This window comes from Photorhabdus stackebrandtii, assembly GCF_011189495.1.
Classification (GTDB): domain Bacteria; phylum Pseudomonadota; class Gammaproteobacteria; order Enterobacterales; family Enterobacteriaceae; genus Photorhabdus; species Photorhabdus khanii.
On record NZ_PUJV01000025.1, the window covers coordinates 1 to 16,822 of the forward strand.

Annotated in this window: 14 protein-coding genes and 1 pseudogene; 2 read left to right on the forward strand and 13 right to left on the reverse strand. The window is 43.5% G+C overall.

The window, feature by feature from the left end:
• Nucleotides 1–132 precede the first annotated feature (132 nt).
• The 6 genes from C5470_RS17060 to C5470_RS17085 form a co-directional block, all read right to left on the reverse strand.
• Nucleotides 133–855, reverse strand: coding sequence for an Imm52 family immunity protein (locus C5470_RS17060; RefSeq protein ID WP_036843115.1), 723 nt, complete (start codon nt 853–855; stop codon nt 133–135).
• 12 nt (nt 856–867) lie between these two features.
• Entirely contained in the window at nt 868–1,629 is a 762-nt protein-coding gene (locus tag C5470_RS17065; protein ID WP_166290882.1) for a restriction endonuclease fold toxin 5 domain-containing protein, read from the reverse strand.
• A gap of 1 nt (nt 1,630) precedes the next feature.
• Entirely contained in the window at nt 1,631–1,972 is a 342-nt protein-coding gene (locus C5470_RS17070; protein WP_070974787.1) for a hypothetical protein, read from the reverse strand.
• Nucleotides 1,969–2,466, reverse strand: a complete 498-nt coding sequence (locus C5470_RS17075) for a DUF4123 domain-containing protein (RefSeq protein WP_036843110.1) — start codon at nt 2,464–2,466, stop codon at nt 1,969–1,971. The genes C5470_RS17070 and C5470_RS17075 overlap by 4 nt, the downstream gene beginning before the upstream one ends.
• Before the next feature lie 46 nt (nt 2,467–2,512).
• Complete coding sequence (locus C5470_RS17080; RefSeq protein WP_036843109.1) at nt 2,513–2,779, reverse strand: hypothetical protein; 267 nt, start codon at nt 2,777–2,779, stop codon at nt 2,513–2,515.
• Between the two features lie 281 nt (nt 2,780–3,060).
• Nucleotides 3,061–3,882, reverse strand: a complete 822-nt coding sequence (locus tag C5470_RS17085) for a phage tail protein (protein WP_166290883.1) — start codon at nt 3,880–3,882, stop codon at nt 3,061–3,063.
• 547 nt (nt 3,883–4,429) lie between these two features.
• Here C5470_RS17085 and C5470_RS17090 point away from each other — a divergent pair.
• Together C5470_RS17090 and C5470_RS17095 are read left to right on the forward strand one after the other, a co-directional pair.
• Nucleotides 4,430–4,636: pseudogene (locus C5470_RS17090) on the forward strand (type II toxin-antitoxin system HigB family toxin); the annotation flags it as partial.
• Nucleotides 4,637–4,639: 3 nt separating this feature from the next.
• Nucleotides 4,640–5,011 carry a helix-turn-helix domain-containing protein gene (locus C5470_RS17095; RefSeq protein WP_166290884.1) on the forward strand — a complete coding sequence of 124 codons (372 nt, stop codon included), beginning with the start codon at nt 4,640–4,642 and terminating at the stop codon, nt 5,009–5,011.
• Nucleotides 5,012–5,315: 304 nt separating this feature from the next.
• Here the strand turns inward: C5470_RS17095 and C5470_RS17100 are convergent, their stop codons facing one another.
• The 7 genes from C5470_RS17100 to purL form a co-directional block, all read right to left on the reverse strand.
• Entirely contained in the window at nt 5,316–5,633 is a 318-nt protein-coding gene (locus tag C5470_RS17100; RefSeq protein ID WP_132353134.1) for a hypothetical protein, read from the reverse strand.
• 541 nt (nt 5,634–6,174) lie between these two features.
• The gene (gene glnB / locus C5470_RS17105) at nt 6,175–6,513 is read right to left on the reverse strand and encodes a nitrogen regulatory protein P-II (RefSeq protein WP_036843101.1); all 339 of its coding nucleotides are present in this window, start codon (nt 6,511–6,513) and stop codon (nt 6,175–6,177) included.
• 15 nt (nt 6,514–6,528) lie between these two features.
• Nucleotides 6,529–8,151 carry an NAD+ synthase gene (locus tag C5470_RS17110; protein WP_166290885.1) on the reverse strand — a complete coding sequence of 541 codons (1,623 nt, stop codon included), beginning with the start codon at nt 8,149–8,151 and terminating at the stop codon, nt 6,529–6,531.
• 77 nt (nt 8,152–8,228) lie between these two features.
• Nucleotides 8,229–9,566 carry a two-component system response regulator GlrR gene (gene glrR, locus C5470_RS17115; protein WP_166290886.1) on the reverse strand — a complete coding sequence of 446 codons (1,338 nt, stop codon included), beginning with the start codon at nt 9,564–9,566 and terminating at the stop codon, nt 8,229–8,231.
• A complete protein-coding gene (qseG, locus tag C5470_RS17120) occupies nt 9,563–10,348 on the reverse strand; it encodes a two-component system QseEF-associated lipoprotein QseG (RefSeq protein WP_423227273.1) in 786 nt (261 codons plus the stop codon). Before qseG ends, glrR begins: the two co-directional genes overlap by 4 nt.
• Nucleotides 10,349–10,408: 60 nt before the next feature.
• Entirely contained in the window at nt 10,409–11,848 is a 1,440-nt protein-coding gene (locus tag C5470_RS17125) for a sensor histidine kinase (RefSeq protein ID WP_166290888.1), read from the reverse strand.
• 882 nt (nt 11,849–12,730) lie between these two features.
• Entirely contained in the window at nt 12,731–16,618 is a 3,888-nt protein-coding gene (gene purL / locus C5470_RS17130; protein WP_166290936.1) for a phosphoribosylformylglycinamidine synthase, read from the reverse strand.
• Between the last annotated feature and the right edge of the window lie 204 nt (nt 16,619–16,822).

Consider the following 16,822-nt stretch of genomic DNA (forward strand, 5'->3'; position numbering starts at 1 on the left):
CCATTGTGAGTATATTGATCAATAGCGGTAATCACCTTACCGCCATGATCTGTCGTATCACCCAGCAGAATAACCGCTTTTGACATTAACGTTCTCCATCGTTTTTCGATTGGTAAATAACATCATTCCCCATTAAACTTCGGTAATTAATGGCAATAATCCCAGGTTCACCAACTGAATTTCAACATCATTGGATTTATCAATATCGTCCTGATTTCTTCCATCAAAAATACCTTTTTTGGTAATAATCAAGGTGCCGGTTTGTTCATTATTTTGATACACAGGAAGCACACCTTCCGCCATAGGCAGATAGGATTTATCAATAATACGGGGCTGGTAAAGCATCCAGCCAACACTGAGACGATCAGGGAAAACCTGCCTGCCTTTTACGGTATATTCATTCGACTCTACCTGAATATTGGGTGAATTACGGCTCAAGGCCAAATAGCTAACCAAATTAATTAACCGCAATACATCAAGCTGATGACTGTCAATATCTAGATTCAATTGCAGCCAAACCCAATTAGGACGAACACTTGGCATTTTGCTATAATCTATGCCGCTAGATAATTCATCCTTTTCACCATCCCATATCCCAGTAATAAGCGCCGGAAAGTTTTTCTTGTAATCCTTTTCGAAACTTTTTATAGCAGCTTCAGTTGGCCCTTGCTCATCAAACGCGACATGTTGCAGAGCCTGCTTTCGGGAGTAACCAGTTAAATACCAGTTTTTTTTCTGCCCAAAAAAGATATCAATTTGCCGTGTGATATTAAACAAGTCCATTAACGCCGTATTAGCGGTAATGGTTTCCTGCTGTTGATAATATACATTGATTTCTAAACGGATTATCGCCATGTTGACCTCTGATTAAACTAAACTGTCACAGGGGGTATAGTGGACACTGATATTTTTATATTTACTAAACAGCACCTTAAAATATCCATAGCTGATGGGCTGTAAAAAGTGCCATTCTACGTGAGGTGTCCCTTCTAGTGCATCACAAACCGTTTGATGCCTTTCTGCTTGATATCTAGCTGAATAACGGCCTGTCCACCATCTTTTAGGTTTATTATCCTTAAAAAACTGGTCATACCGCGCCTTGGCTTCCAGAAACAGGCAATACGCTGGTCGCCAGCCATCAAAGGTCACTTTCAGGCACTGAAATTCCTGGATCATTTGTGTAGCCGGGTCATATTTAGTTTTAGCAATAAATCGCTGATAGTTAATCGTGATGGCGCTCCAACGGCTAACCTTACGATACTTTTCACCTGTCACCGGAATAGCCAGACAAGCCTTGCACTCTTTTTTAGTCCCCGTTTTTTCACATTCTTCCGCCTTAGACTGGGCCTTAACCTGAACCGCACTGGTATCAACAGATCCTTCCCCTAAATCATCATCCTCCCAAAAATCCGCATGGGCTTCGGCACTCCAGACGATATTTCTGTCTGCATCCGTGATTTCAGGGCTTATTACAAAATCCATTTTCTTACGGTGAATGTGTTCATCGTCTTCAACCGGTTTATCCTTACCGGCTTCCATGATGCCGACAGCAATGAATACCCCGGCACAGGCGCTTGCAACATATTCAGCCGCACCCACTGCGACAGGGGCCAATAAGGGTATGGGCATATTAACGTCTCCTGTTTATCTTATTTTTTGCAATACAAAGAATGTCTTGAAACTGCTGTTCGGGTTTCTGATCAGGGGATTCCAAGGCAGACTTAATTGGTGAGGCATGCTGAAAATCAGGATTAAACGCAACCAGAGATAAATAGGATTGAATTAAGTATTTATCCTGAAAGTTTAATATCAGCAAATAGTCATAAGCCGCCATTAGCCGTTCGTTCAGAGAAGACAGGGAAGGAATTAAATCCGCGTGTCTGGTTAGAAGTTCGGCCTGTATACGATCAATAACTGTCTGCTTTTCCAGTTTGGCGATAATATCAAGCTGCTCCTGAGTCAATTTAATCATAATGGGGTTCCTGACACTGAATAATAAGTGGCATGGTGTTGATAAACCCATTTATCAACACAACACATAAATGCAGACAGCTGCTCATGGCTAAAAATGTCACGGATGCGATGTAAAATACGCGGGTCATAAAAACGCAGAAGCGCCGTCTGTTTTGCCGGCAATGAAATATTCAAATATGGCACAAGATGACAGGTCAGCTTATCTAATGACAGAGAGGTTAGCAGCCAAGATACTGCCGGATACGTTTCTTCAAGTGTTGACAATTTATCCTGCCACTGATGAGCGTATTCCATATCAAACAACCACGGGCCTGCAAACGCAATTTTTGAATCTGGATAGTGCCGGAACAGTGGGTTGTTGACACCCGCGATATAGTTAATTTCCTCACCAAAACAGCGCTCATATTGCAAGCCATTCACCAGCGCATAAAGCCGAATGCCGGGATGTTCTTTCTGATAATTAGCCAGTTTTTCGCTTAATTCAGGTGTCATGACTGCCCCCAGATAACGGTTATTACTTCTTCAAGCTCAGCTTTCGTCAAGCAACTGAGACAAATTTCTTTGAGTGGTTCTTTAGCAACGGCAGCTGACATGTCAGCACTACGGTCAATGTCGCGTATTTATCCAGAACATCCGCGAAATCAATGTCTGGATTGGCGCAGGTTAGTGTGGCTTGCAAACTGAATAGCGTTGACAGGGCTTCATTCAGTGTAAATCCGACCACAGCAAAAGTTTTCATAGGAAGATTACCGGCTGCGAGAGTAAAAACCAGTCCGGTTCGTTCCACATCAAAATCATTAGCCATAAGCAATTATTACCTATAATTGAATTGTCAACCCGCAATATACCCCAGACGAAATGATTACAAAAGAAGCAATAATGCTATTTTTCAATCAAAGGACTCAATATAAACAATCGGATATCGAATAGAAGAAACAATACAGTTTGGGTGAATTAAAAAATCAATTTATTTACGATACCTATGGTGCTGTGCGCTAGGGAGGTTTTGTCCCGGTTTTCCGTCAGCCTCAATAAAGCCGGACTAACCGGCTTTATTCTTACTGCAAACGGCTACAGCCACTAGAATTATGCTGCCCTTACGATGTAGTTAAATGCTACGTTGCGGGGCCGAAATCGTAAATAATTAACCCCAGATTTTGATGGTGATGATACGTTGTGCCTTAAGTATCCTGCTTTACTAGTTGAAATGCCGTCGTTATTTAATATCTCTTGTGCTCCTCCTTCTGATGCCCAATTGCCAATGAATTGCGCCAATAAAGTGCTTTCTTGCCAAGTTAATAGTGCTCTCCCTTGGTCAGCTCCACGACCATCATCCCATCCGCGGATAAATTCTCCTCTTAAATCAGGTAATCTACCGCCAGGATAAGCTTCCGCCAACTTCGGATACTGTAATTTATTAAAAGGTGAGCCATTACAAATGAAATAACCGAAAGGTGGATGGGGTAACGGCCAGGGAATAGGAGAACCCACAGGTATATTAATTTCTTCACGTAATGAATTTATTACTTCCTGAACAAGCTTTTGTGTAGCCGCCAATGTGTCGCTATTGCCAATCACATTTGTAAGCTGAACAACCCCCTTTTGTGTTAATGAAGCACTGGGAATATCTGCTGTAATTTTTTGTCCTATCGCTTTATTTAATTGATCGGTAAGTTTGGCTACATTTCCATCATCCAGAACATCATTGCCAGATCCTGTCGCGATAAAATCAGCGACGACAGATGATATGGTTGACGATTGACGTAACACCTTATTTAACAAGTGTGTGGGAACATTCTCCGGAGAGAATCCTGTCTGCAAACCCTGGTTTTGTTCATATTTTTCTTGGCTAATGACATTTGCATTATTACTAATAGAAAAAGCCTTAAAATCATTCTTGTGACTCATATACTTTCCTTAAATTAAATAATGTTATTTTATAATCAACATATTGAATTATTGTAGAAATAGTCTCCTGCAATTCATGCCAATCAAAGTCTAGTCCAGGAAAAAAATAATACTGTGTTCTTATTAATTATAAGGTTAACCGTTTTTGTATCATTAGCAGAAATAAGTAGTTCAACATTTTGGCGTCTAAAATATATCCACAATTTATATTTAACATACGGAAATTATTTTTCTCCTATTATTTCTATTTCATCCTGTCACTTTTTCTGTTTTAAATCCTAAACTGAATATTCTGGCATTTGGACAAGAATATCTAAGCGGCAATGTTCAGGAATATCACAGAATTCCCCATCTTTGTAAAAGACACGCTCATTGTTATTATCGATATACTTAAGTTGCCAGTTCTAAAAACGTACCGGTAAATGAGAGTGCTGGCGATGTTACAGTTGACATATTTCACCCATAAAACAACCGCAGTTAAGCGATATAATATTTGCCACAGTCCCATTACGGGACTAAGATGACTGCCATGAAAATAATATCCGTTGCATCATTGAAAACCCCCGCAGATATTAAGTCTTAATACCGCAATGCGAGCATCCTGAAAAATAATCGCGTGGTATTTAACATTAAAGGAAACGATTACCGTCTGGTCGTTTCCATCTTTTACCCCGCAGGCTGGGTCTACGTGAAATTTATCGGTACACATAAACAATACGACGCTATAGATACCAACACCGTAGAGCTGGAGTGAACAATGAACATTAAGCCCATTAGAACAAAACAAGACTATCAAGAAGCATTAAAAGCTATTGCCTCACTGTTTGATAATCAACCTGAAATCGGCACACCTGAATTTGATCATATGGAAGTTATGGTTCTGCTGATTGAAGCCTATGAAGCAGAACACTACCCTATCGACCCGCCAGATCCAATTGAAGCTAGCAAATTCAGAATGGAACAATCTGGATTGACGGTCAAAGATTTAGAACCTGCAATTGGCAAAACAAATCGGGTTTACGAAATTCTTAACGGAAAGCGCAGTCTAACACTGCCGATGATACGAAAGTTGAACAGTATGTTTGGTATTCCAGCTGAAATCCTTATAAAACCGGCAAAACATATCTAATCTTCAACAAGCCCCGTATAGGGGCTTAACTGAATTCTCTACCATAAAAAAACCCACCAAAACGCTGAGAAATCACCAGAACGTGAAACAGGCATAGCGTGTTTGTAATCCACCGATTACGCAATCAATTCAATGAGATCACCTCTATGCCTATTCGTAATGTATGTCAGAACTTTTTCCCCTATGCCTTAGCGCTATTCCACAAATATCGACAGAATGCTCTGATTAATGCCACTGTAGTGCTGATCAGAGGTGTATCACTGATATTGACCAGCCTTGGACATTTTCCCAGAGTGGGCTCAGGTTAAAAGAGAGGATTATTATTCGACCCAACCTCCACTTCAATTTCTGCGTTTAAATAACTGGCGAGATTGGTGGCTGTAACTTTATAGTAGTAAATAAGGTTAGGAGGCGGTACAAGTATTTCACTTCTTCCGGGGTAGATCTTTATAGAATTATACAGAGTATAATCTCCAACTAAGGATGCCCAGTAGCCACTCACTTTAACTAACGCTAAGCTAACGTTTTTTATAGTTATATGAGATTGATGAGCAGGAACTAATATACTGCCATTCTTATAAATATCAAGAGTCTGATTAGGGTTTATATATACTCGTGCCATTTTATTGTTTCCTTATTATTACGGTTATTTGACTGTCTATATAGCAGATGACTTTATCGGTAAAATTTAAATTAGCATTTACGCCGAACAGTTAAATATTGAACTTTATCAGTGATGTAAAAATAATAAGATAACCTCATGGTCATATCAGTATTAAATGATTAGTAGGTAGAATATTCCCTAGAATACATTAAATCTCATTATTAAAATTAGTCAAGTTAATTATGAGCTATACATTGGTATACTTTGGGAAATAAAATAATGATGAATATCGTCTAGAAGTTTAATTTTAAAAGATAAATTTCTTTATCGAAACTGTATATAACCAATCAGAAAGTAATTGATTTATATGATTGTATTTCTAAATAATCATTTAATTATCCATATCATTCATTATCGCTGGTTAATATATTTATTTAATTTTTATATTATATCATCAGATTTTTTACTCTATTTTAAATATCCTTTATATCAGGCAATACTTTGATTTTATAGAGGGTGGCCTTTGCTCTGCCTGTCACCACCCCCAAAGTTAAATTAGCTAAATCGCCTCTTCGTCCTGTTCACCGGTACGAATACGCACAACACGAGCAACATCGAATACAAAGATTTTACCATCACCGATTTTTCCGGTTTGCGCGGTCTGCATAATGGTTTCAACACAGGTATCGACAATATCATCAGCCACAATAATTTCGATTTTTACTTTTGGCAGAAAATCCACCATATACTCTGCACCACGATACAGTTCTGTATGCCCTTTCTGACGTCCAAAACCTTTCACTTCTGTTACCGTCATTCCGGTGATACCCACTTCTGCCAGCGCTTCACGTACATCATCCAGCTTGAAGGGTTTGATAATCGCATCAATCTTTTTCATGAAGTTTTCCTGTTGTTACCAGTTTTTACGGCCAAAACCAGAGGTGATCGGGTAGCGTCTGTCTTTACCAAAATTGCGTGGGGTAATACGCGGGCCAACCGGTGCCTGCCGACGTTTATATTCGTTGATATCAACCAGACGAATCACTTTACGTACAACTTGTTCATCAAAACCCGCTGCCACCAGTTCCTCAACTGATTTATCCTGTTCCACATACCCCTCCAGAATATCATCCAGAATGTCATATGGCGGTAAACTGTCCTGATCAAGCTGCCCCGGTGCCAATTCTGCCGATGGCGGACGATCAATCACCCTTTGAGGTATCGCCGGAGAAACGGTATTACGGTATTTTGCCAATTCAAATACCAATGTTTTCGGTACATCTTTCAGCGCATTAAAACCACCCGCCATATCACCATATAATGTGGAATATCCCACAGCTGATTCACTCTTATTACTGGTCGTCAGCACCAAACGATGGCGTTTATTGGACATCGCCATCAGAATAACGGCACGGCAACGCGCCTGTAAGTTCTCTTCTGTGGTATCTTTGGCAGTACCGGAAAACAGAGGTTCAAATTGCGTCATAAACGCATCAAACACCGGTTCGATCGATACCACATTAAACTCGACACCCAGCATATCGGCCTGCTCTTTAGCATCTTCTATACTCATTTCAGATGTATAGCGGAACGGCATCATTACCGCCTGAACATACTCTTTACCCAAGGCATCAACAGCAATTGCCAGCGTCAGGCCAGAATCAATACCACCAGATAAACCTAACAGAACACCTTTAAAACCATTCTTACGTACATAATCATGCACTGAAAGCACTAACGCCTGATATATCTGCTGCAATGGCGGTAATTGAGGTGCCGGATTAACCATAGGTTCGATATTTAATTCATTAAAACGGCACTGCTGGATTTGTTCATTAAATGCGGCCAACCGGTGAGTTATTTCACCACTGGCATTAAAGACTTTAGAACAGCCATCGAAAATCAGTTCATCCTGACCACCAATCTGATTAAGGTAAATCATCGGTAAATCTGTACGCTGGCAATGTTCTTTAATTAATTCATAACGGATATAAGGCTTTTCACGATTATATGGAGAAGCATTGATAGAAAGAATTAAATCCGCACCGGCCTGTTTCAAAGTATCAACCGGTTCGTTAAACCATAAATCTTCACAAATTAACAGACCAAGATTATATCCCTTGAATGGCACAACGCAGCGTTGATCGCCCGCTTTGAAATAGCGTTTTTCATCAAAAACACCATAATTCGGCAACCGCTGTTTAAAATAACGGGCCAGGATTTCCCCTTGCCAGAATAAGGACAGTGCATTGTAAATTTCCCCATCCTGCTCCCAGGGATGACCAACCAGAATAGCGGTTTGGCAACTGGCAGCCTGTAAACGTGTCAGCTGCTCGCAGCAACGCTGATGAAAATCAGCGCGGAATAATAGATCTTCTGGAGAATAACCGGATAGCGCCAGTTCAGAAAACATCACCAAATCAGCGTCTTGTTGCTGCTGTTCCTGCACTGTTTGCAACATACGTTCGCAGTTGCCTTCAATGTCACCAATCACCCAATTAAGCTGTGCGAGGGTAATATTAAGAGTACGGCTCATACAATTTGGCTCTCCCGGGCCATCAATCTATCTATATATCAGTTTTCAGTGTAAAAACTTCCTGAGTAGCAGAAAAGTTATTCTTTAAAATCATTCGCATCTAATTCATGACGCGCCAGTAATTTGTAGAATTCAGTCCGGTTACGCCCCGCCATACGCGCAGCATGAGTCACATTACCTTTGGTCATTTGCAGTAACTTACGCAGGTAATTCAGCTCAAACTGATTTCTGGCCTCAGCAAAAGTGGGTAACGCCGTGTTTTCCCCTTCCAGCGCCTGTGTAACCAGCGCTTCACTAATAACCGGTGCAGTAGTCAGCGCCACACATTGTTCAATTACATTCACAAGCTGGCGCACATTTCCCGGCCAACTTGCCGCCATCAAACATTTCATTGCATCGGCAGAGAAGCTGCGGACAAAAGGTTTATGGCGTTTCGCTGATTCACGCAACAGATGATTCGCCAGTAAAGGAATATCTTCAACCCGGCCATTCAAAGCAGGAATTTTTAAGTTAACGACATTCAGGCGGTAGTAAAGATCTTCACGGAATTCATTTTTTGCCATTGCTTTCGGTAAATCACGGTGAGTCGCTGAGATAATCCGCACATCAATATCCAGATCACGGTTACTTCCTAACGGGCGTATTTTACGCTCCTGCAATACCCGCAATAGTTTCACCTGCAAAGCCAGCGGCATATCACCAATTTCATCGAGAAACAGCGTCCCCCCCTGTGCAGCAAGAAATAACCCTTCACGACTGCTGACCGCACCGGTAAATGCCCCTTTGGCATGCCCAAACAGTTCTGACTCAAGCAGTTGTTCCGGCAAAGCGCCACAGTTAATCGCAATAAATGGCTTTTTCGCCCGTGGACTGGCGCGGTGAATGGCCTGGGCTAACACTTCCTTTCCCGTACCACTCTGGCCATTTATCAACACACTCACATCGGATTGAGCGACCATTCGTGCTTGTTCCAACAAGCGCAACATAACAGGGCTGCGGGTGACTATCTGCTCCCGCCATTGTTCATCACCAGCGGGGGTGGATAACGCCAATGCGCCATCAATCGCTTTATAAAGCGCATCCCGGTCAACAGGTTTGGTCAGAAAACTAAAGACGCCTTGCTGAGTTGCCGCTACGGCGTCCGGAATGGAGCCATGAGCAGTCAAAATAATGACCGGCATACCAGGCTGCTGCTTCTGGATTTCAGCAAACAGCGCCATGCCATCCATTTCATCCATGCGCAAGTCGCTGATCACCAAATCGATCTTTTCTTTTGCTAACAGTTTCAGCGCTTCACAGCCACTTTCTGCTGTTGTGACACGAAAACCTTCGCTGGTAAGACGCATTCCCAGTAATTTCAACAAACCCGGATCGTCATCAACCAGAAGAAGATGGGCTGGTTTACGCGCTGTCATTGTGCTGCTCCTTTATCCGATTCAGATGGGCTACCTGGTTCGCTGTTTTCGCTGGGTGATGCTGTTGCCGGCATCTCAGTATGTTCATTTGAGCTGCCTGAACCAGCACTCCCCTGATTTTGCTTACGGGAAGAGAGCTGACGCTCAATATCCGTCAGGTTTTCCAGTTTACGGGACGTTTCCTGTAGTTCAAATTCCAGCCGTGAACGGCTTTCGCGCAGACGATCAATTTTATTATCTGTATCCGCCTGTAATTTTTGGAATTTTGCCCGCTCCTCCGCAACTGCAATTTGCTGAATCTGCTGTTCGCGCCACAATTTTAATAATGGTCGCAATGGTTCTGGGAATTTCAGTCGGTATTTATTAAGATTTTCAACCATTTTCCGACGCTCAGCCAACGTTGGCCCAGCGCTGTTAAGTAAAATACTTTGCCTAAAAGCCTGATCCCAAGTCACCGGAATGATGTGTTTCGCTATATTACGGGCTTTGGCTGACGTCAGGAGATCTGAACAATCTATCAGTCTCAGCCAATAAAACGCGTTCTCAACCGACTGCGGCGTCTCTATATCCCACATCAAATCACAATCAACGACACGATAATCTGTCACTCGCTGTTCTGGTATTACCATCTGGGCAACGGTAGTTAAATCATGATTAACCGGAGCCTTGGCGCAACCCGTCAATAAAAAAGGGGCAAAGATCAGCGGAATCATTCTGAAACCCCAAACTGAAACTCGTGGTAACAAGAGTCTGGTGACAAAAGCGTTTTTCCCAGGCTGCACTGCAATATTCTGCCGATCCGTCTTTTGTACAAAACGGTAAGTAGACCTGTTATACATTATTTATTCATTCTCAGCAGTTAATGGCAATTCAATACGAAAACAGACGTCAGCAAATTCGCTCTGAATTAGTAACAGTTCCCCCCCCATACGCTTAATACAATCCTGTGCAATACTGAGCCCAAGACCGCTGCCTTTTACTGCGCCTTTACGCTGGAGCGTTCCTTGGTAGAACGGTTCAAAAATCATGCTACGTTCTGATTCAGGAATTGGTGTACCTGTATTGGCAACATCAATTTGAACACATTTGCCGATCTGACGACTTGAAACCCAGATGTTACCGGATTCAGCGCCATAGTGCACCGCATTGGAGTAGAGATTATCAATAACCCGCATTAATAGTGTCGGTTCTGCCCAACAAATATCAGTATTAAGCTGAATTTCTGTCTGAATATTCTTTGATCTCGCCGGTAAACTATGTGATAAAGCCACTTCATCAACAATTTCCCGTAAAGAAACCTGCTGTTGTTCCGTCGGACTATCTGCCAGTTTACGGTTATAATCCAATAATTGCTCGATCAATTGCTGTAAATGTTTACTACTATTATCAAGAATCGCAACGACTTCTTGCTGATCAGCGGTTAATGGGCCAGCAACTTCATCGGCCAACAATTCTGTCCCTTCCCGCATACTTGCCAGCGGTGTTTTCAGTTCATGAGAGATATGACGCAAAAACTCATGGCGCTGTGATTCCAGCCAGGCCAACCGTTCACTGAGCCAGACAATCCGCTGAGCCAGGGAACGAAGTTCTCTTGGCCCCGGAAAAGAATCTATACGAACCCCCAATGATCGCCCTTCTCCCAATCGGTTAATCATTCGTTCAATACCTTTGACCGGCCCGATAATCATACGGGTAAATAACGCGACCAGTAATGCGCTAAGTAGAAACAAAATAAGACTCTGCCAGCCAAAAAATTGACCTTTATCAGCAATATCTCTCTGTAGCTGTTCTCCCCGGCTGAAAATAACATCACGGGTGGCCTGTACCATCTGACTATTGGCATCAGAGAATTGCTCAAGTAATTGAGCGGCGGGCTCGGTGGGTTCACTATTGAAACAAGTGATTTTGGTTAGTTGCAACAATAAGTTGTCAAGCGTCTTGATGTACTGCTGATCATCAAGTATCGCCATCTGATCTTTCAGCATTTTAGCGTATTGCCGATATTGCTTTTGGTAGAGGTTTTCCAGCGTTTTATCCCCCAACACACAATATTGGCGGTAACTGCGTTCCATCTCCAGCGCAATACCCGTCATCGCCTCACTGCGGCGGGCATCAGCCAATGTGGTACGGTTTATATCAGCCGCTTTCTCACTGAGCTGATCAAGACTTTGATAAGCTTGATAAGCCAAAACCAATAACGGCAATAACACCAGCCAGAAAGCCATGACAACTAATTGGCGCAATGAGCGCGGAAACAAACGCCATTTTTTCAAGGAAATCATCTCGTAGCCTGTCAGTACACTAATGCTAACCGACAGAAGGGCAGATAGAAAAACCTGTCGGCTGATAAATTTTACCTGTTACTGAAAAATATAGTCAGGACGCGAACAATCAACAATGGCGCAGGCAGAAACCTGGAATTATGATGGCGGGATAATAGTTTTTGCTACTACCCCGCCAGTGAGGATAACGCATGCCTGCTGTTTTTATCTACAGTCAAACATAGGTTGGTGCCTCACTCCACGTGTCGCCCGATGTTTGATAAGGCCTGAAAGCGATATCACTAAGTTGGACGGTAGGCACCTTACTCTGGCATCATTCGATAGTTTATGTGGTATATCTCCACCCTACTGTGGACCGACATAAGAAGTTGAATGAGCAACTGTGCTAACTTAATGCATGTTACGTGCCAATGTTAAAATTAAAATCATAATAAATTGTTTTTATTATAAAAAATAAAAAACTTAACGTTTCAGCTACCAAATACCTTGTTTTTGGCATAAATAAAATTTGTTTTCTGTCGCCAATTACAGACACCTAAAATCATGAAAACAAAAATAGATATAAATCAAATAATTAAATGTCTCCTTTTTGAGACATTCATAATGGTGTTTGTCGGGTAATTGAGACAATAGAAAAACAGGGCCTGAATTCCCAAGAATTTCCGATACAAGATTTTACATTTGAATAATTAGCACTAGTATCATACTAAATACACGGCAGAGCTTACCCCAAGCACTGATCCAATATTGCCTACTTAGGGACTGACCTTCTGAAATTTCATTAACAAAAAGGGCGAGCAATTTCTATTCACCCTTTTCGTATCAGTTGAGAATATCCTTCAACTGCTGTGGCTTAAAACCCTATTTACTTACGTTACAGTACTACCCTAACTGCTTACGAGCATTACGGAAAATCCGCATCCACGGGCCATCTTCATTCCACTCCTCTGGATGCCAAGAGTTATTCACAGTGCGGGATACCCTTTCAGGATGGGGCATCATCACGGTTGCCCGCCCATCAAGGCTGGTGACTGCGGTGATACCATTCACTGAACCATTGGGGTTAGCCGGGTAGTTTTCCGTGATCTGACCATAGTTGTTCACGTAACGCAGAGCCACTAACTGGTTGCTTTCAAGCATCTTAAGATGCTGGCTATCGCGGAATTCCACTTGCCCTTCACCATGAGAAACAGCAATCGGCATACGTGAACCCATCATATCTCTCAGGAAGAGTGACGGGCTGTCAGTAATTTCCACCAAACTGAAACGAGCTTCAAAACGTTCTGAGCGGTTACGGACAAAACGTGGCCAATGTTCCGCACCTGGGATCAATTCCCGCAGGTTAGACAGCATCTGGCAACCATTACAAACACCGAGCGACAGCGTATCAGGCCGTATAAAGAAAGCCGCAAATTCATCACGAACACGTTCATTGAACAAAATTGATTTCGCCCAACCTTCACCTGCACCCAGCACGTCACCGTAAGAGAAGCCACCACAAGCAACCAGTGTCTGAAACTGATCTAATCCAGTACGTCCAGACAACAAATCACTCATGTGCACATCAATAGCTTCAAAACCTGCCCGGTGGAATGCGGCGGCCATTTCTACATGAGAGTTAACACCCTGCTCACGCAGGACAGCCACTTTCGGCCTTACTTGCTGCAAAATGTAAGGCGCTGCAATATCTTCTGAAATGTCAAAAGTCAGTTTTACATTCAGTCCAGGATCTTGATTATCCCGTTTGGCCTGATGCTCCTGATCTGCACACTCTGGATTATCACGCAAACGCTGCATTTGCCATGTGGTTTCGGCCCACCATAGACGCAGAGTACTGCGATTCTGACGATATGCTTCGGTATTGCCGCTGAAGATAACAAAATCATCACCTGCTTTGGCCTTACCCAGATAATGCACACAATCAGCTAGCCCATGTCCTGCCAGAAGTTTTTCAACAAACGCTTTATCAGATGCACGAATCTGAACCACAGCACCCAACTCTTCCGTAAACAGCGCAGCCAGAATGTCTTCATCAAACACACTGATATCAGCTTCAATGCCACAATGACCGGCAAAAGCCATTTCAGCCAGCGTTACCAGCAAACCACCGTCAGAACGGTCGTGATAGGCCAGCAATTTCTGTTCTGCAATCAATTGCTGAATCGCATTGAAAAACCCAGCCAATTGTTCAGCACTACGTACATCAGCAGTTTTGTTGCCAAGCTGGCGGTAAACCTGTGCCAACGCGGTACCGCCCAATGTGTTCTTCCCTTGCCCCAAATCGATTAACAGCAACGCATTATCGTCATCAGTGGAAAGCTCAGGCGTTACTGTACGACGCACATCTTCCACCCGGGCAAAGGCCGTAATAACCAGCGATAAAGGTGAAATCATTTCACGCTCTTCACCTTGGTCATTCCAACGGGTTTTCATCGACATGGAATCTTTACCCACAGGAATAGTCAGCCCCAGAGCAGGACACAACTCTTCACCCACAGCTTTAACAGCCGCATACAAACCGGCATCCTCCCCAGGATGACCCGCAGCAGACATCCAGTTAGCTGAAAGCTTGATACGTTTTAAATCCTGGATATAAGCGGAAGCGATGTTAGTTAAAGCTTCACCGACAGCCATACGGGCGGAAGCGGCAAAATCCAGCAGAGCGACTGGCGCACGTTCACCTATAGACATCGCTTCACCATAGTAGCTATCAAGGCTGGCGGTAGTCACAGCACAATCTGCTACCGGGATCTGCCACGGCCCCACCATCTGATCTCGGGAAACCATGCCAGTCACAGTGCGATCGCCTATCGTTATCAGGAATGTTTTTTCCGCCACAGCCGGCAAGTGCATAATGCGCTTAACAGCCTCTGCCAGATTGATATCCCGGCGCTCCAGGCTTTCACCATCGGCTTTTAATGTACTGACATTACGCAACATTTTTGGCGTTTTACCCAGCAGCACATCCAGCGGCATATCGATTGGCTGGTTATCAAAGTGTTCATCATTCAGCAGCAAATGACGCTCTTCTGTCGCCTCACCGACAACGGCATAAGGCGCCCGCTCACGCTGGCAAATCTCTTCAAACAGAGGAAGCTGTTCCGGCGCAACAGCCAATACATAACGCTCCTGAGATTCATTACACCAAACTTCCAGTGGACTCATTCCCGGCTCATCATTAAGAATTTTACGTAATTCAAACCGCCCACCGCACCCCCCATCACTCACCAGCTCGGGCATGGCATTGGACAACCCACCAGCACCGACATCATGAATGAACAGAATCGGGTTGTTTTCACCCAATTGCCAACAGCGATCAATCACCTCCTGACAACGGCGTTCCATTTCCGGGTTATCACGTTGAACAGAAGCAAAATCCAGATCAGCATCAGATTGACCAGATGCCATAGAAGATGCCGCACCACCGCCCAAACCAATGTTCATAGACGGTCCGCCAAGCACAATTAATTTGGCGCCAACAGAAATTTCACCCTTTTTGACATGCTCATCACGGATATTACCCATCCCACCCGCCAGCATGATGGGTTTGTGGTAGCCACGTAATTCACTGCCGTTATGGCTGTTTACTTTTTCTTCATAGGTACGAAAATAACCCAGCAGCGCCGGACGACCAAATTCGTTATTAAATGCCGCACCGCCCAGAGGACCTTCAGTCATGATATCCAAGGCGCTGACGATCCGATCCGGTTTACCGAAATCCTCTTCCCACGGCTGTTCAAAACCCGGTATCCGCAAATTGGATACCGAAAATCCCACCAGCCCGGCTTTTGGCTTGGCACCTCGACCCGTCGCGCCTTCATCGCGGATTTCTCCACCAGAACCTGTCGATGCCCCCGGCCACGGGGAAATTGCGGTTGGATGATTATGCGTTTCAACTTTCATCAGGATATGGGCCTGCTCCTGATGATAATCATATGAACCGTCTTGCGCACCGGCAAAGAAACGGCCAACAGCAGATCCCTCCATCACAGCGGCGTTATCTTTATAAGCTGACAGAACATAATCAGGTGTCTGCTCATAGGTATTTTTAATCATTTTGAACAGTGACTTTGGCTGTTCCTGACCATCAATAATCCAGTCAGCATTAAATATTTTATGGCGACAATGCTCTGAATTAGCCTGAGCAAACATATAAAGTTCAACATCAGTTGGATTACGTTCCAGTTTCTGGAAAGCGCCCATCAGATAATCAATCTCATCCGGGGCCAACGCCAATCCAAGTTCAATATTGGCTTTCTCTAACGCACTACGCCCCGCTTGCAGAATATCAATACGTTTTAACGGAGCGGGGTGCTGATGAGAAAATAATTTCTCCGCCTGTTCCAATTGAGTAAAAACCGTTTCCATCATCCGGTCATGCAACAACGCCGACAGCGTTTGCCATTGTGCATCACTCATTTCATCACACTGAACGTAGTAAGCCAGACCACGCTCCAAACGCACAACCTGAGACAGGCCACAATTATGAGCAATATTGGTTGCTTTCGAAGACCACGGGGAAATGGTCCCCGGACGGGGAGTAATTAACAGTAACGCACCTTGTGGTTCGTGTTCAGCCAGAGAAGGTCCATATTTTAATAATCGTTGTAATTTTGCTGAATCAGCATCACTCAAAGGTGCTTTAATTTCAGCGAAATGAACATATTCCGCATAAATATCATTGACCGGAAGTTGCTGTTCCTGACACACAGAAAGGAGCTTGGTGATACGAAATGCCGATAAAGCGGGTGAGCCACGCAGAATTTCCATAGTAATACATTCTCTCATCTTAGAAGCAAAGCCTGACTGATGCCTCAGGGGGAAACGAGCACATTATAGAGGATTGCGGTCAGCGACGAAACCGTTTGCGTGACGATTATAAATGCTAATTATCTTATTTCCAGGTTATGCAAATGGTATCAATTAAGTTGCGCCGCAAGTTTTTGTTCCGCAAAATGCTCAATCACTGGAAAT

Excerpts from the sequence above, each read along its gene's own strand:
- C5470_RS17060 (WP_036843115.1), bottom strand. The coding sequence starts at position 855 with ATGGCGATAATCCGTTTAGAAATCAATGTATATTATCAACAGCAGGAA.
- C5470_RS17065 (WP_166290882.1), bottom strand. The coding sequence starts at position 1,629 with ATGCCCATACCCTTATTGGCCCCTGTCGCAGTGGGTGCGGCTGAATAT.
- C5470_RS17070 (WP_070974787.1), bottom strand. The coding sequence starts at position 1,972 with ATGATTAAATTGACTCAGGAGCAGCTTGATATTATCGCCAAACTGGAA.
- C5470_RS17075 (WP_036843110.1), bottom strand. The coding sequence starts at position 2,466 with ATGACACCTGAATTAAGCGAAAAACTGGCTAATTATCAGAAAGAACAT.
- C5470_RS17080 (WP_036843109.1), bottom strand. The coding sequence starts at position 2,779 with ATGGCTAATGATTTTGATGTGGAACGAACCGGACTGGTTTTTACTCTC.
- C5470_RS17085 (WP_166290883.1), bottom strand. The coding sequence starts at position 3,882 with ATGAGTCACAAGAATGATTTTAAGGCTTTTTCTATTAGTAATAATGCA.
- C5470_RS17095 (WP_166290884.1), top strand. The coding sequence starts at position 4,640 with ATGAACATTAAGCCCATTAGAACAAAACAAGACTATCAAGAAGCATTA.
- C5470_RS17100 (WP_132353134.1), bottom strand. The coding sequence starts at position 5,633 with ATGGCACGAGTATATATAAACCCTAATCAGACTCTTGATATTTATAAG.
- glnB (WP_036843101.1), bottom strand. The coding sequence starts at position 6,513 with ATGAAAAAGATTGATGCGATTATCAAACCCTTCAAGCTGGATGATGTA.
- C5470_RS17110 (WP_166290885.1), bottom strand. The coding sequence starts at position 8,151 with ATGAGCCGTACTCTTAATATTACCCTCGCACAGCTTAATTGGGTGATT.
- glrR (WP_166290886.1), bottom strand. The coding sequence starts at position 9,566 with ATGACAGCGCGTAAACCAGCCCATCTTCTTCTGGTTGATGACGATCCG.
- C5470_RS17125 (WP_166290888.1), bottom strand. The coding sequence starts at position 11,848 with ATGATTTCCTTGAAAAAATGGCGTTTGTTTCCGCGCTCATTGCGCCAA.
- purL (WP_166290936.1), bottom strand. The coding sequence starts at position 16,618 with ATGGAAATTCTGCGTGGCTCACCCGCTTTATCGGCATTTCGTATCACC.